The sequence below is a fragment of the Caenimonas sedimenti genome, from assembly GCF_007833165.1.
GTDB lineage: Bacteria > Pseudomonadota > Gammaproteobacteria > Burkholderiales > Burkholderiaceae_C > Ramlibacter > Ramlibacter sedimenti.
Genome location: NZ_VOBQ01000003.1, coordinates 181,400 through 196,084, shown reverse-complemented (window position 1 = coordinate 196,084; position 14,685 = coordinate 181,400). Strand labels below are relative to the sequence as shown.

12 protein-coding genes are annotated in these 14,685 nt (G+C 68.5%); 10 read left to right on the top strand and 2 right to left on the bottom strand.

Annotated elements, in window-relative coordinates:
* Nucleotides 1-7: 7 nt before the first annotated feature.
* Genes FN976_RS04160 through FN976_RS04135 form a run of 6 tightly spaced genes read left to right on the top strand, consistent with a single transcriptional unit; the run spans nt 8 to nt 8,321 of the window.
* The gene (locus tag FN976_RS04160; protein WP_145891272.1) at nt 8-3,826 is read left to right on the top strand and encodes a nitrate reductase subunit alpha; all 3,819 of its coding nucleotides are present in this window, start codon (nt 8-10) and stop codon (nt 3,824-3,826) included.
* Nucleotides 3,823-5,346, top strand: a complete 1,524-nt coding sequence (gene narH / locus FN976_RS04155; RefSeq protein WP_145891270.1) for a nitrate reductase subunit beta — start codon at nt 3,823-3,825, stop codon at nt 5,344-5,346. The genes FN976_RS04160 and narH overlap by 4 nt, the downstream gene beginning before the upstream one ends.
* A gap of 2 nt (nt 5,347-5,348) precedes the next feature.
* Nucleotides 5,349-6,056: a nitrate reductase molybdenum cofactor assembly chaperone gene (gene narJ, locus FN976_RS04150; RefSeq protein WP_145891267.1), complete on the top strand. Its 708-nt coding sequence runs from the start codon at nt 5,349-5,351 to the stop codon at nt 6,054-6,056.
* Nucleotides 6,053-6,826, top strand: coding sequence for a respiratory nitrate reductase subunit gamma (narI, locus tag FN976_RS04145; RefSeq protein ID WP_145891266.1), 774 nt, complete (start codon nt 6,053-6,055; stop codon nt 6,824-6,826). Before narJ ends, narI begins: the two co-directional genes overlap by 4 nt.
* Before the next feature lie 8 nt (nt 6,827-6,834).
* Nucleotides 6,835-7,623, top strand: coding sequence for a peptidylprolyl isomerase (locus FN976_RS04140; RefSeq protein ID WP_145891264.1), 789 nt, complete (start codon nt 6,835-6,837; stop codon nt 7,621-7,623).
* A complete protein-coding gene (locus tag FN976_RS04135) occupies nt 7,620-8,321 on the top strand; it encodes a carbonic anhydrase (protein WP_145891262.1) in 702 nt (233 codons plus the stop codon). Before FN976_RS04140 ends, FN976_RS04135 begins: the two co-directional genes overlap by 4 nt.
* 33 nt (nt 8,322-8,354) lie before the next feature.
* On the opposite strand, the gene FN976_RS04130 is transcribed toward FN976_RS04135, so the two are convergent.
* Together FN976_RS04130 and hemN are read right to left on the bottom strand one after the other, a co-directional pair.
* Nucleotides 8,355-8,765 (bottom strand): ribonucleotide reductase subunit alpha, encoded by a 411-nt coding sequence (locus tag FN976_RS04130; RefSeq protein ID WP_145891260.1) that lies wholly within the window; start codon nt 8,763-8,765, stop codon nt 8,355-8,357.
* A gap of 22 nt (nt 8,766-8,787) precedes the next feature.
* Entirely contained in the window at nt 8,788-10,176 is a 1,389-nt protein-coding gene (gene hemN / locus FN976_RS04125) for an oxygen-independent coproporphyrinogen III oxidase (protein WP_145891258.1), read from the bottom strand.
* A gap of 83 nt (nt 10,177-10,259) precedes the next feature.
* Between hemN and fnr the strand changes: the two genes are divergently transcribed.
* The 4 genes from fnr to FN976_RS04105 all read left to right on the top strand — a co-directional run bounded on the left by fnr (nt 10,260) and on the right by FN976_RS04105 (nt 14,655).
* Nucleotides 10,260-10,979, top strand: a complete 720-nt coding sequence (gene fnr, locus FN976_RS04120) for a fumarate/nitrate reduction transcriptional regulator Fnr (protein WP_145891256.1) — start codon at nt 10,260-10,262, stop codon at nt 10,977-10,979.
* Nucleotides 10,980-11,058: 79 nt separating this feature from the next.
* Complete coding sequence (locus FN976_RS04115; RefSeq protein ID WP_145891254.1) at nt 11,059-11,616, top strand: hemerythrin domain-containing protein; 558 nt, start codon at nt 11,059-11,061, stop codon at nt 11,614-11,616.
* Between the two features lie 10 nt (nt 11,617-11,626).
* Nucleotides 11,627-12,220 carry a hemerythrin domain-containing protein gene (locus FN976_RS04110; RefSeq protein ID WP_145891251.1) on the top strand — a complete coding sequence of 198 codons (594 nt, stop codon included), beginning with the start codon at nt 11,627-11,629 and terminating at the stop codon, nt 12,218-12,220.
* A gap of 44 nt (nt 12,221-12,264) precedes the next feature.
* Nucleotides 12,265-14,655: an adenosylcobalamin-dependent ribonucleoside-diphosphate reductase gene (locus tag FN976_RS04105; RefSeq protein WP_145891250.1), complete on the top strand. Its 2,391-nt coding sequence runs from the start codon at nt 12,265-12,267 to the stop codon at nt 14,653-14,655.
* Nucleotides 14,656-14,685 lie beyond the last annotated feature (30 nt).

Sequence of the window (14,685 nt, the reverse complement as noted above, 5' to 3'; positions counted from 1 at the left end):
AAGAGCCATGAGCCATTTCCTCGATCGCCTCTCCTACTTCCAGCAGCCGCGCGAAAGCTTCGCCGGCGGGCATGGCCAGACGACCGGGGACGACCGGACCTGGGAAGACGCCTACCGCAACCGCTGGGCGCACGACAAGGTCGTGCGCAGCACGCACGGCGTCAACTGCACGGGGTCGTGCTCCTGGAAGATCTACGTCAAGGGCGGCATCGTCACCTGGGAAACCCAGCAGACGGACTACCCGCGCACGCGCTGGGACCTGCCCAACCACGAACCGCGCGGTTGCGCGCGCGGGGCCAGCTACAGCTGGTATCTCTACAGCGCCAACCGCGTCAAGTACCCGATGGTGCGCGGCCGGTTGCTCAAGCACTGGCGCGAAGCGCGTCTCACGCTCGGGCCGGTGGAGGCCTGGGCGAGCATCGTCGCGGACGACGCCAAGCGCCGCGACTACCAGCAGGTGCGGGGGCTGGGCGGCTTCGTGCGTTCCAGCTGGGACGAGGTCAACGAGATCGTGGCGGCCGCCAACGTGCACACCATCCAGCGGCACGGGCCGGACCGCGTGATCGGCTTCTCGCCGATCCCGGCCATGTCCATGGTCAGCTATGCCGCGGGTTCGCGCTACCTCAGCCTGATCGGTGGCGTGTGCATGAGCTTCTACGACTGGTACTGCGACCTGCCGCCTTCCAGCCCGCAGGTCTGGGGCGAGCAGACGGACGTGCCGGAATCGGCCGACTGGTACAACTCCAGCTACATCATCGCCTGGGGCTCCAACGTGCCCCAGACGCGCACCCCGGACGCGCACTTCTTCACCGAAGTCCGCTACAAGGGCACCAAGACGGTCGCGGTCACGCCCGACTATTCCGAAGTCGCCAAGCTGGCCGACATCTGGATGAAGCCACGCCAGGGCACGGACGCCGCCGTGGCCATGGCGATGGGCCACGTGATCCTGAAGGATTTCTACTTCCCGGGCCCGGGCCGCGAGCGCAGCGCCTACTTCGACGACTACGTGCGGCGCTACACCGACATGCCCATGCTGGTGATGCTGAAGGAGCACACCTTGCCGTCGGGCACCACCATCATGGTGCCGGACCGCTACGTGCGCGCGAGCGACTTCAACGGGAAACTGGGCCAGGCGAACAATCCCGAATGGAAGACCGTGGCCTTCGACGCGACGGGCAAGGTCGTGCTGCCCCATGGCGCCATCGGCTTCCGCTGGGGACCGGACGGCCGCGCCGACGAGGGGCAGTGGAACCTCGAGGCGAAGGAGGCGCGCGCGGGCCGGGAGGTCAGGCTGCAACTGTCGGTGATGGAAGGCGGGGCGGGCGAATTCGAAACCTCGAAAGTCGGCTTCCCCTATTTCGGCGGCATCGCGAGCGAGCACTTCCCCAACAACGAACAGGCCGACGTGCTCGTGCGGACCGTCCCGGCGCGGCGCATCGCGCTCGGCAAAGCCGGCGAAGAGCGTTCCGCGCTCGTCGCCACCGTGTTCGACCTGCAGGTGGCCAACTACGGCGTGGCGCGCGGGCTCGACGGCGAACTCGCCGCCGCCAGCTTCGACGACGACACGCCCTACACCCCGGCCTGGCAGGAACGCATCACCGGGACGCCGCGCGAGCAGCTGATCACGGTGGCGCACCAATTCGCCGAGAACGCCCACAAGACCCAGGGGCGCTCGATGGTGATCATCGGCGCCGCGATGAACCACTGGTACCACAGCGACATGAACTACCGCGGCGTCATCAACATGCTGATGCTTTGCGGCTGCGTGGGCAAGAGCGGCGGGGGCTGGGCGCACTACGTGGGCCAGGAGAAGCTGCGGCCGCAGACCGGCTGGACCGCGCTGGCCTTCGCGCTGGACTGGATCCGGCCGCCGAGGCAGATGAACAGCACCAGCTTCTTCTACGCCCACACCGACCAGTGGCGCTACGAGAAGCTGGGCATGGACGAGGTGGTCTCGCCGCTGGCCGACAAGAAGAAATTCGGCGGCAGCATGATCGACTACAACGTGCGCGCCGAGCGCATGGGCTGGCTGCCTAGTGCGCCGCAGCTGCAGACCAATCCGCTGCAAGTGGTGCGCGATGCGCAGGCAGCGGGCATGGACCCCAAGGCTTACGCGGTCGGCGCGCTGAAGGACGGCAAGCTGAAGATGAGCTGCACGGACCCGGACCACCCCGACAACTGGCCGCGCAACATGTTCGTGTGGCGCTCCAACATCCTGGGTTCCTCGGGCAAGGGGCACGAGTACTTCCTGAAGCACCTGCTGGGCACCAGCAACGGTGTGCAGGGCAAGGACCTGGGCGCGGAGGAGGCGAAGCCCGTCGAGGTCGTCTGGCACGACAAGGCGCCGGAGGGCAAGCTCGACCTGCTGGTCACGCTGGACTTCCGCATGAGCACGACCTGCCTGTACTCCGACATCGTGCTGCCCACGGCCACCTGGTACGAGAAGAACGACCTCAACACCAGCGACATGCACCCCTTCATCCACCCGCTGTCGACCGCCGTCGACCCAGCCTGGCAGTCGCGAAGCGACTGGGACATCTACAAGGGCTTCGCGAAGAAGTTCAGCGAGGTCTGCGTGGGCCACCTGGGCGTGGAAAAGGAGCTGGTCCTGGCGCCCCTGATGCACGACAGCCCGGCCGAACTGGCGCAGCCTTTCGGCGTGCAGGAATGGGCGCGCGGCGAATGCGAGCTGATCCCCGGCAAGACCGCCCCCAACATGGTCGTGGTCGAGCGCGACTATCCCAACGTCTACCGGCGCTTCACCGCGCTCGGCCCCTTGATGGCCAAGGCGGGCAATGGCGGCAAGGGCATCGCCTGGAACACGGAGACCGAAGTCCGGCAGCTCGGTGAACTGAACGGCCTCGTGCGGGAGCCAGGCGCCAGCCAGGGGCAGCCGAAGATCGAGACGGACATCGACGCCTGCGAGGTGGTGCTGCAGCTCGCGCCCGAGACCAACGGCCACGTCGCGGTCAAGGCCTGGCAGGCGCTCGGCAAGCAGACCGGCCGCGACCACACGCACCTGGCGCTGCACCGCGAGGACGAGAAGATCCGCTTCCGCGACGTGCAGGCCCAGCCGCGCAAGATCATCAGCTCGCCCACCTGGAGCGGGATCGAGAGCGAAACGGTCTCCTACAACGCCGGCTACACCAACGTGCACGAGCTGATCCCATGGCGCACCCTCACGGGCCGCCAGCAGTTCTACATGGACCATCCGTGGATGATCGCGTTCGGCGAGGGCTTCAGCTCCTACCGGCCGCCGGTGGACCTGAAGACCACCGCCGGCATCCAGGGCGTGCGGTCGAACGGCAACCCCGAGATCGCCCTGAATTTCATCACGCCGCACCAGAAGTGGGGCATCCACTCCACCTACACCGACAACCTGATGATGCTCACCCTGAGCCGCGGGGGCCCCTGCGTGTGGATCAGCGAGGTCGATGCGGCCAAGATCGGCATCGTGGACAACGACTGGATCGAGCTGTTCAACGTCAACGGCGCCATCACCGCCCGCGCGGTGGTCAGCCAGCGGGTGCCGTCCGGCATGGTGATGATGTACCACGCGCAGGAGAAGATCGTGAACACCCCAGGCTCGGAGATCACCGGCCTGCGCGGCGGCATCCACAACTCTGTGACGCGCATCGTGCTCAAGCCCACGCACATGATCGGCGGCTACGCGCAGTTCAGTTACGGCTTCAACTACTACGGCACGATCGGCACCAACCGCGACGAGTTCGTGCTGGTGCGCAAGATGAACACGGTCGACTGGCTGGACACGCCGGTGGCCGACCAGCTCATCGCGCCAACCTTGGCGCAGGGAGAGACAGCATGAAGGTCCGCGCCCAGATCGGCATGGTGCTCAACCTCGACAAGTGCATCGGCTGCCACACCTGTTCGGTCACCTGCAAGAACGTGTGGACCAGCCGCCCCGGCATGGAATACGCCTGGTTCAACAACGTCGAAACCAAGCCCGGCATCGGCTACCCGAAGGAGTGGGAGAACCAGGACAAGTGGAATGGCGGCTGGGTGCGCCGCGCGGATGGCTCGATCCAGCCGAGGCAGGGCGCGAAATGGAAGCTGCTGATGCGCATCTTCGCCAACCCGAACCTGCCCGAGATCGACGACTACTACGAACCCTTCACGTACGACTACGCGCACCTGCAGTCGGCGCCGGAGATGAAGACGTCGCCCACCGCGCGGCCGCGCAGCCTGATCACCGGCAAGCAGATGGACAAGATCGTCTGGGGGCCGAACTGGGAGGAGATCCTCGGGGGCGAGTTCGCCGGGCGCAGCAAGGACCGCAACTTCGACGACATCCAGAAGGAGATGTACGGCCAGTTCGAGAACACCTTCATGATGTACCTGCCGAGGCTGTGCGAGCACTGCCTCAACCCCGCCTGCGTCGCGTCCTGCCCATCGGGCTCGATCTACAAGCGCGAGGAGGACGGCATCGTCCTGATCGACCAGGACAAGTGCCGCGGCTGGCGCATGTGCGTGTCGGGCTGCCCCTACAAGAAGATCTACTACAACTGGAAGAGCGGCAAGGCGGAGAAGTGCATCTTCTGCTACCCGCGCATCGAGGCCGGCCAGCCGACGGTGTGCAGCGAAACGTGCGTGGGCCGCATCCGCTACCTCGGCGTGCTGCTGTACGACGCGGACCGCATCCAGGAGGCGGCGAGCGTGGAGCGTGACCGCGACCTGTACCAGGCCCAGCTCGACATCTTCCTGGACCCGAACGATCCGGCCGTGATCGAGCATGCCCGCATCGACGGCATCCCGGACCAGTGGATGGAGGCCGCCCGCAACAGCCCGGTCTACAAGATGGCGGTGCAGTGGAAAGTGGCGCTGCCGCTGCACCCCGAGTACCGCACGCTGCCGATGGTGTGGTACGTGCCGCCGCTGTCGCCGATCAGCGCCGCCGCCAACGCCGGCCACCTGGGCGTGAACGGCGAGATCCCGGACGTGAACCAGCTCCGCATTCCCGTCAAGTACCTGGCGAACCTGCTGACCGCCGGCGATACCGTGCCCGTGATTCGCGCCCTCGAGCGGATGCTGGCGATGCGCGCGTTCCAGCGCGGGAAGCACGTGGACGGCCGCATCAACCGGGCCGTGCTGGAACAGGTGGGGTTGTCCGAGCACGAAGTCGAGGACATGTACCACGTGATGGCGATCGCCAACTACGAAGACCGCTTCGTGATCCCGAGCACGCACCGCGAATACGCCGAGAACACCTTCAACGTGCGCGGCGGCTGCGGCTTCACCTTCGGCAACGGCTGCTCGGACGGCGTGTCCGACGTGAGCCTGTTCGGCGCGGAGAAGAAGCGCACCATTCCCATCAAGGCGGAGATCTAGACATGGCAGACAAACCCACCGGCCAGCCGGCGCGCGCACCCGGCGCCGTGACCTTGCGCGTCATCGCGGCCTTGCTCAGCTATCCGGACCCCTGGCAGCGGAGCCATCTCGCGGAGATGCGCGCGCTGCTGCGCCAGGACCAGGCCCTGCCAGGCACGCGGTTGCGCGAACTCGAGGCCCTGATCGGTTCGCTGCAGGGCGGCGAACCGCTGGAGCTCGAGGCCGCGTACGTCGAACTGTTCGACCGCGGCCGCGCGACCTCGCTGCACCTGTTCGAGCACGTGCACGGCGATTCGCGCGACCGCGGGCCCGCCATGATCGACCTGGGCCAGACCTACCAGAGTGCCGGGCTGGTGCTGAATGAAAGCGAACTGCCCGACTACCTCCCTGCGCTGCTGGAGTTCATCTCCACCCAGCCGCAGCGCGAGGCGAAAGCCTTCCTGGTGGAGATCGCGCACCTGCTGAACGGCATCTTCGGCGCGCTGCGCCAGCGTGAAAGCGCCTACGCCAGCCTGCTCGGCGCCCTCCTGGACCTCGGCGGGCAGAAGGCCGAGGCGGTGCCGCCACCGGCCGAACCGCCGCTGGACGAGAGCTGGGCCGAGCCACCCGCCTTCGACGGCTGCTCGACCCAGGGCCAGGCCCGCCCGGGCCAGCCCCAGCCCGTCCGGGTGGTCCGCAAGAACCACGGTCTCCAGGGAGTGGCGCCATGAAGTCCCTGCATGATTTCCTGTTCCAGGTGTACCCCTACGTCTGCTTCACGGTGTTCATCGTCGGCAGCCTGATCCGTTTCGACCAGAACCAGTACAGCTGGAAGAGCGATTCGTCGCAGCTGCTGCGCGCGGGGCTGCTGCGCTGGGGCAGCAACCTGTTCCACCTGGGTGTGCTGTTCCTGTTCTTCGGCCACCTGGTAGGGCTGTTCACGCCGCACGCGATTTACGGCGTGTTCATGTCGGCGGCCACCAAACAAACGCTGGCGGTCACCGCCGGTGGCGTGGCCGGTGCCGCGTGCTTCGCCGGCCTGTCGATGCTGATCTACCGGCGGCTGTTCGACCCGCGCATCCGCCACACCAGCCACGTGAGCGACATCCTGGTGCTGGCGGTGCTGTGGGTGCAACTGGTCGTGGGGCTGATCACGCTGCCCTACTCGATGCAGCACACCGACGGCAGCGTCATGCTGATCCTGGCGGACTGGGCGCAGCGGATCGTCACGCTGCGGCCGGTGGACGCCACCGCGCTGGCGGCGCTGCCCTGGCCGTACCTGTTCCATGTGGTGTTCGGGATGACGATCTTCCTGCTGTTTCCCTTCACCCGGCTGGTGCACATCTTCAGCGGCTTCGCCGCGGTGTCGTTCCTGTGGCGGCCCCACCAGGTGGTGCGCAGCCGGCGCCTGAACGTCCCGCCCGGACGCAACCTGCCCGGGCAGCCCAGCGCCGTGCCGCCGCGCGGCGCCGCCGCCGTGGCCCAGCCGGGCGATCACTGAGGAACACCATGGCCGATTCCATTTCCGCTGATGAAACCGTCGCCACGGTCAACGGGCAAGCCCTGCACGCCCCCGATGAGAAGCTGGCACCCGACGAACTGCGCCAGCGCGCCTGCACCGAGCTGCTGCGCCAGGCGGCGATGCGCGACGGACTGCTGCCCGACAGCGACCCGGCACCGGTCGCAGGCGTGCCGAGCGAGGCGGCGTCCGATGCCATCGAAGCCTGGCTCGAACGCGAGCTGCGGATTCCGCAGCCCTCGGAGGAAGCCTGCCGCCGGCAGTTCGAAGGCCACGCCGCGCGCTACCGCACGGGGGAGCGCGCGCGGGTGCGCCACGTGCTGTTCGCGGTGACGCCCGGCGTCGACGTGGTGGCCCTGCGCAACCGGGCCGAAGCCTGCCTGCTCGACGTCCGCTGCCACGACGGCAGCGGGGCCGACGGCTTCGCGCGCGCGGCCCGGGAACTGTCCAACTGCCCGAGCGGCGAGTCCGGCGGCGACCTCGGCTGGCTGGCGGCCGCCGACTGCGCGCCCGAGTTCGCCCGCGAGGTGCTGGGCCACGCGGAGGTCGGCGTCCTGCCGCGCCTGGTGCACAGCCGCTTCGGCCTGCACGTGGTCGAGGTGCTGGAGCGCGAGGCCGGGGCGGCGCAGGCTTTCGAAGCCGTGCGCGGCGCGGTGGAAATGGCGCTGCGCCAGCAAAGCTACGTCACGGCGCTGCGCCAGTGCCTGCAACTGCTCGCCGGCCAGGCGCGCATGGCCGGCGTGGAACTGGACGCCGCCGACACGCCGCTGGTCCAGTGACCACGCCCGCGCCGGACGAACTGCTGCAGCGGTTGCGGCAGTTCCGCTCGGACTATTTCCCGCGCCACCAGCAGCGCTTCCAGGATCTGGTCGCCCAGGGCCAGCATCCCAAGACCCTCTTCATCGGCTGCTCCGACTCGCGCCTGGTGCCCTACCTGCTGACCGGGGCCGGACCGGGCGAGCTGTTCATCGTGCGCAATGTCGGCGCGTTCGTGCCTCCCTATGACGGCTCGCACGGCCTGCACGGCACCATGGCCGCGATCGAATTCGCGGTGCTCACCCTGCACGTGGAAACCATCATCGTCTGCGGACACAGCCATTGCGGCGCCATCCGCGCGGCCTATGAGGGCACGCCGGACGAAGCCGTCGCCCTCAGGGCCTGGCTCAAGCTGGCCAGCGAAGCCCTGCTGCCGGTGCAGCCCGGGCCGGAAGCCTTCCGCCGCACCGAGCAGCGGGCCGTGGTCCTGCAACTGGAGCGCCTCATGGCCTATCCCATGGTGCGGCGCGAGGTCGAGCAGGGCCGCCTCACCCTGCACGGCTGGCACTACGTCATCGAGGACGGCGAAGTGCACGTGTTCGACGTGACCCGGGGTGATTTCGTCGCCGCCTCGCACGCCGACAACAGTGGCACGGGCCCGTATGCGCCGTACGTGGAGCACGATGGCCAGGTGCTCGACCTGGCGTCCGGCGGGGCGTGAAACGCCCGGCCGGCGGCCCGAATCGCAGTCCGACTACTCGAACGCCACGGGCTCGCCAGCGGGGTCGAGCGCGGAGTAGCCCTGCATGCGGCCGACGCGCAGGTTCTCGACCATGCCGCGCAGCGCGTCGTCGACCTGGCCGTCGGTCGGCCCGGCGCCGGCCTGGCCGCCCAGGGCCGCGATGAACACCACATGCCAGGGCGGACACGCCTGGCGCGCCTCGGCGGCCAGGGCCTCGAAATCCGTCAGCTCGTCCGGCCTCTTGTCGACGCAGGCCAGCGGCTCGAGGGTGCCGCCCTCGCCCGCTTCGAAGCGTGCCCTTTGCGCCGGCGTCGCGTCCTCGGGCAGCCCCGCGCCCGCGAAGACGAACAGCAGCCGCTGCGGCTCGGGCTGCCCGGCGGCGGACTGGAGCAATTCATGGAAATGGGGGCTGGTGGATGTCATGGTGCGAAGGGGAAACGGCCGGTCAGAGGATGCGTGAGAACTTGGTGCGGTTGCGATCGGCCTGCAGGTAGCGGTCGAACAGCATGGCGATGGCGCGCACGAAGAACCAGCCTTTGGCCGTCACCTGGATGGCGGTCTCGTCCACGGTCACCAGGCCCTCCGCGCAAAGCTTGTCCAACTGCTCCAGCTCGGCGCCGAAATACTTGCGGAAGTGGAGCAGCCAGGCCACCTCGATCGATTCGAAGACCACTTCGCCCTGGCACATGAGGGCCATGATGACGGCGCGGCGCGCCAGGTCGTCGCGGCTCAGGGCGAGCCCGCGTGCCACCGGCAGGCGGCCCTGGTCGAGATGGTCGCAGTACTCGGCAAGCGTCTTGGCGTTCTGGCTGTAGGTCGCGCCGACCCGCCCGATGGCCGAGACGCCCAAGCCGATGAGGTCGCAGTCCGGCTGGGTGCTGTAACCCTGGAAATTGCGGTGCAACCGGCCCTGCCGCTTGGCGACCGCCAGCGCGTCGTCCGGCCGCGCGAAATGGTCCATGCCGACGTACACGTAGCCGTCGCCTTCGAACGAAGCGAGCGCCTGCGACAGCATCGTCACCTTGGCCCCCGGTGCCGGCAGCTCCGCCTGCGCGATGCGCCGCTGGGACTTGAAGCGCTCCGGCAGGTGCGCATAGCCGTAGAGGGCGATGCGGTCAGGGCGCAGTTGCGAGACCTGGGCCAGCGTGCGCGCGAAGGACTCGGGGGACTGCCGCGGCAGCCCGTAGATCAGGTCGATGTTGATCGAATCGAAGCCGATGGCCCGCGCCTGCTCCATCAACGCGAACACCTGCCCGGCCGGCTGGATCCGGTGCACCGCCTTCTGGACGTCGGGGTCGAAGTCCTGGACGCCGAAACTGATGCGGTTGAAGCCCAGGTCCGCGATCGCCTGCAGCCGGGCCCCGTCCACCGTGCGCGGGTCCACCTCGATCGAGCATTCCGCGCCGGGAGCGATGGCGAAGCCGCGCCGCAGCATGGCCATGAGCTGCGCCAGTTCGACGTCCGACAGGAAGGTGGGCGAACCGCCCCCCAGGTGCAGTTGCGTCACGACCCGGTCGGTGCCGAGGATGGCGTTGTGCAGATCCATCTCCCGGCCCAGGTACCGCAGGTAGGATTGCGCCCGGTCGTGGTGCCGCGTGATGATCTTGTTGCAGGCGCAGTAGTAGCACAGCGACTCGCAGAACGGGATGTGCACGTACAGCGACAGCGGCAACGACAGCGCGGCCGGCCCCTCCCGGCGCTGGGCCAGGGCCTGTTCGTAGTGGTGCGGGGTGAACGCCTCCACGAACCGGTCCGCCGTCGGGTACGACGTGTAGCGCGGGCCGGGGACATCGAAGCGGCGCAGCAGCTCGGGCGTGATGGAGGTCGCGGTCATGCCCGGCACTTTGCGCCATGCGGGTACCGTCCCACTTGACCTTGGTCAACTCCGGCACCGCCGCGGCCCGGACAATTTGACCCATGTCAGAAGCTCCCACCAGCGTCGCCTGTTCGAACTGCAGCCTGCGCGAGCTGTGCATGCCGGCCGGACTGGCCCCGGGCGAACTCGCCCGGATCGACGAACTGGTCGCGACGCGGCGCAAGGTCAGGCGCGGCACCGCACTGTTCCAGGCGGGCGAGCCTTTCACCTCGCTCTACGCCGTGCGCACCGGCTTCTTCAAGACCTGTGTCGCCTCCGGTGACGGGCGCGGCCAGGTCACCGGCTTCCAGATGGCCGGAGAGATCATCGGCCTGGATGGGATCGTGAACGACCGCCACACGTGCGAGGCGGTGGCCCTGGAGGATGCGGAGGTCTGCGTCATGCCGTTCGACCGCATCGCCGAGCTCGCGCGCGAGGTGGGCGCGCTGCAGCACCACCTGCACCGCGTCATGAGCCGCGAGATCGTGCGCGAGCATGGCGTGATGCTGCTGTTGGGCACGATGAACGCCGAGGAGCGGCTGGCGGCCTTCCTGTTGAACCTGGCGCAGAGGCTGCACGCGCGCGGCTTCTCCAGCTCGGAACTGGTGCTGCGCATGACGCGCCAGGAGATCGGCAACTTCCTCGGGCTGAAGCTGGAGACGGTGAGCCGGACCTTTTCGCGCTTTGCCGAGCAGGGACTGCTGGAAGTGCGGCACCGCCAGGTGCGGATCGCCGACCCCGCGCGCCTGGCCGGCCTGCTGCCGAATCCCGGGGGCACCTGAAGTCCGGTTGCTTGCGTTGCGTCAAATCCATGCCCGCAGTGGCCCCCTACATTGACGCATCACCCGCAAGGAGCAAGCCATGAGCCTGCGCACCCTGTCCCAAGTCGATACCTGTGTCGACGTGTCGGCCCCGCTCAAGACGCTTTACCACTCGCATGAAGGCATCGTGAAGCAGTTGCGCGAGCTGGGCGAGCTGCCCCGCCTCGCGCAACAGATGGCGCAGGCGCGGCGGGTCTCGGCGGCGTCGGTGGCGCTGTTTCGCGACGACGTGCTCCTGCATCACCAGGACGAGGAGCGCGACCTCTTCCCGGCGGTGATCGGCAGTGCCTCGCCCGGCGCCGAGCGCGAATCCGCGCAGGCGCTCACCGCCCGCCTGGTCGCGGAGCACCGGGAGCTGGAGCAGATGTGGAAGACGCTGGAACCATCGGTCCGTGCCGTGGCCAGGGGCCGCGCCGAAGGCCTCGATGCCGTGCTGCTGGAGCGCCTGGTCCAGGCCTATGTGGCGCATGCGCGCTTCGAGGAGGAGCACTTCCTGCCGCTCGCGCAGGCCATCCTCGGGCGCAATCCCAACCACCTGGGCGCGGTCGGTGTCGCCTTGCACATGCGCCGCAAACCCGGCCTGCCCGGCTACATCTGAGGAGCCTTCCATGGAAGCGACCACGCGCCGCGGCGCGCTCCAGATCATCCGCGACGAACATTCCACGCTCGGCGCGATCCTGCGTTCGCTGCTGCAGATGCTCGCGCGCGGACCCGCCGGCAATCCCGGTCAGTTCTTCGACGTCGTGCGCGCCATGCTGTTCTACATCGACGAATTTCCCGAGAAGCGGCACCACCCCAAGGAATCCGGACTGCTGTTCCCGATGCTCCTGCGCGCGGCCCCCGAACTGGCCCCGGTGGTGGACGAACTGGAGCGGGAACACGCACGCGGCGAAGCACGCATCCGTGAACTGCAGCATCTGCTGCTGCGCTGGGAGCTGCTGGGCGATGGCCACAGCGGCATGTTCTCGGACGCCGCCCGCGACTACGTCACGTTCTACCTGCACCACATGAAAGTGGAGGAAGCCCACGTGCTTCCCGTGGCGGAGCGGGTGCTGGCCAGCACGGAGCGCGCCGAGCTGGACGTCGCCTTCCGGACCAACCGTGATCCGCTGGGTCCGGACGGACACCAGGGCAGCTACGAACGGCTGTTCACCCGCATCGTCATGAATGCTCCGGCGCCCATCGGACTCGGCCCTGCCTGAAGCCGCAGGGCAAGAACGCAGCAGCTGCCAAGAAAAAAGCGAGCATGAAAAGAGACCTTGCCCCTGCGCGCGCGGCGCTTCCCGTGCAACCCATCAGCGCCGACGTGCTGCGCGAGAAGTACCTGAAGGAAGGCGAGACTGGCGAGGACGCGCTGTTCCGCCGCGTCGCCCGCGCGCTGGCGAGTATCGAGGACGAGCCGCTGCGCGCCGGATGGGAGCAGCGCTTCCTGCGCAATCTGGAGGCGGGCGCGATCGGCGCCGGGCGCATCATGAGCGCGGCGGGCACGGGGCTGCAGGCGACGCTGATCAACTGTTTCGTGCAGCCGGTGGGTGACTGCATCCAGGGCCTGGACGAGGCGGGCGATCCCGGCATCTACGAGGCGTTGCGCGAGGCCGCGGAGACCATGCGGCGTGGCGGCGGGGTCGGCTACGACTTCTCGCGCATCCGGCCGCGCGGCGCCGAGGTGAAGACGACAGCCTCGCTCGCTTCCGGCCCCTGCAGCTACATGGACGTGTTCGACCACTCCTGCGCCACGGTGGAAAGCGCCGGCGCGCGCCGCGGTGCGCAGATGGGCGTGCTGCGCATCGACCATCCGGACGTGCTGGAATTCATCACGGCCAAGCGCCAGCCGGGGCGCTGGAACAACTTCAATGTGTCCGTGGCCGTGACGGATGACTTCATCCGCGGGCTCGAGGCCGGCGAAGACTGGGCGCTCGTGCACCGGGCGCGTCCCGGCGCCGCCCTCATCGCGCAAGGCGCGGCGCAGCGCGCCGACGGCCTGTGGATCTACCGCTCGCTGCCGGCCCGGCAGCTGTGGGACACGATCATGCGCTCGACCTACGACTTCGCGGAGCCGGGCGTGCTGTTCATCGACAAGATGAACCGCGACAACAACCTGCGCTACTGCGAGACCATCGCCAGCACCAACCCGTGCAGCGAGCAACCGTTGCCGCCCTATGGATGCTGCGACCTGGGGCCGGTGATCCTCCCGCGCTTCGTGCGGCATCCATTCAGCGTTGACGGCGAAGCGCGCTTCGACTTCGAAGCGTTCGCGGGCGCGGTGGCGGTGCAGGTGCGCGCCCTCGACAACGTGCTGGACCTCACCTACTGGCCGCTGGAACAGCAACGCGAGGAAGCGATGGCCAAGCGGCGCGTCGGGGTCGGTTTCACCGGCCTGGGCAACGCGCTCGCCATGCTGGGATTGCGCTACGACGCCGCCGACGGCCGCGCGATGGCGGCCCGCATCGCGCGCAGCATGCGGGACGCGGCCTATCTGGCCTCCGTCGAGCTGGCCAGGGAGAAGGCGCCGTTCCCGCTGTTCGACGCCGCCGGCTACCTGGAGCCGGGCACCTTCGCCAGCCGGCTCGACGAGCCGCTGAAACAGGCGATCCGCGAGCACGGCATCCGCAACAGCCACCTGCTGTCGATCGCGCCCACGGGCACGGTCAGCCTGGCTTTCGCCGACAACGCGTCGAACGGCATCGAGCCGCCGTTTTCCTGGACCTACACGCGCAAGAAGCGCGAAGCCGACGGCAGCCGCAGCGAATATGTGGTGGAGGACCATGCCTGGCGGCTGTACCGCGTGCTGGGGGGCGATACGGGGCAACTCCCACCCTTCTTTGTTTCCGCGCTCGAGATGCCGGCGGCGGCGCACCTCGCGATGATGGAAACGGTCCAGCCCTACGTGGACACGGCCATCTCCAAGACCGTGAACGTGCCGGCCGACTACCCGTACGAGGAATTCAAGGGCTTGTACCTGGCGGCGTGGCGCGCCGGATTGAAGGGGCTCGCGACCTACCGGCCCAACGCCATCGTCGGGGCGGTGCTCGAAGTCCGGCCGGCGCCCGGGGAGGCCGCGGACGCGCCCCCGGCTCCCGATGCCATGCGTGCCATCGTCGAAAGCCGGCCCAAGGGCCAGTTGCCCGCCGTCGCCGAGAAGGTGGAGTTCTGGACGCAGCAAGGCCGCCAGACCCTGTATCTGGTCGTCTCCTTCCTCCCCCTGCCCGACGGGCGCGAGCGGGCCATCGAGTTCTTCATGCCGGTCGGGCAGAGCGGCGAGTCGCAGCAATGGATCACGTCCAGCATGCGGCTGCTCTCGCTGGCGGCGCGCGGCGGCTTTCTCGAGCGCGCCCTGGCCGACATGCGCAAGGTCGCCTGGGACCGTGGTCCCGTGCGGCTGGGCAGTTTCACCCGGCCGGACGGCACCAGCGTGCCGTTGTGGCACGACTCCGAGGTGGCTGCCATCGCGTACGCCGTGCAGAACATCATCGCGCGGCGGCAGGGCGAGCCGGCCCCGCCGCTCGCCACGCCGGCGGCCGCCCCGCTTGCGACCATGGCCGCCGCCAAGTGCCTCGAATGCGGCGCGCACGCCATGATCCGCAAGGATGGCTGCGACTTCTGCACGCAGTGCGGCCATGTCGGGGCATGCGGGTGACAGTCACGGCAGCGGGGCTTGATGCTGGTG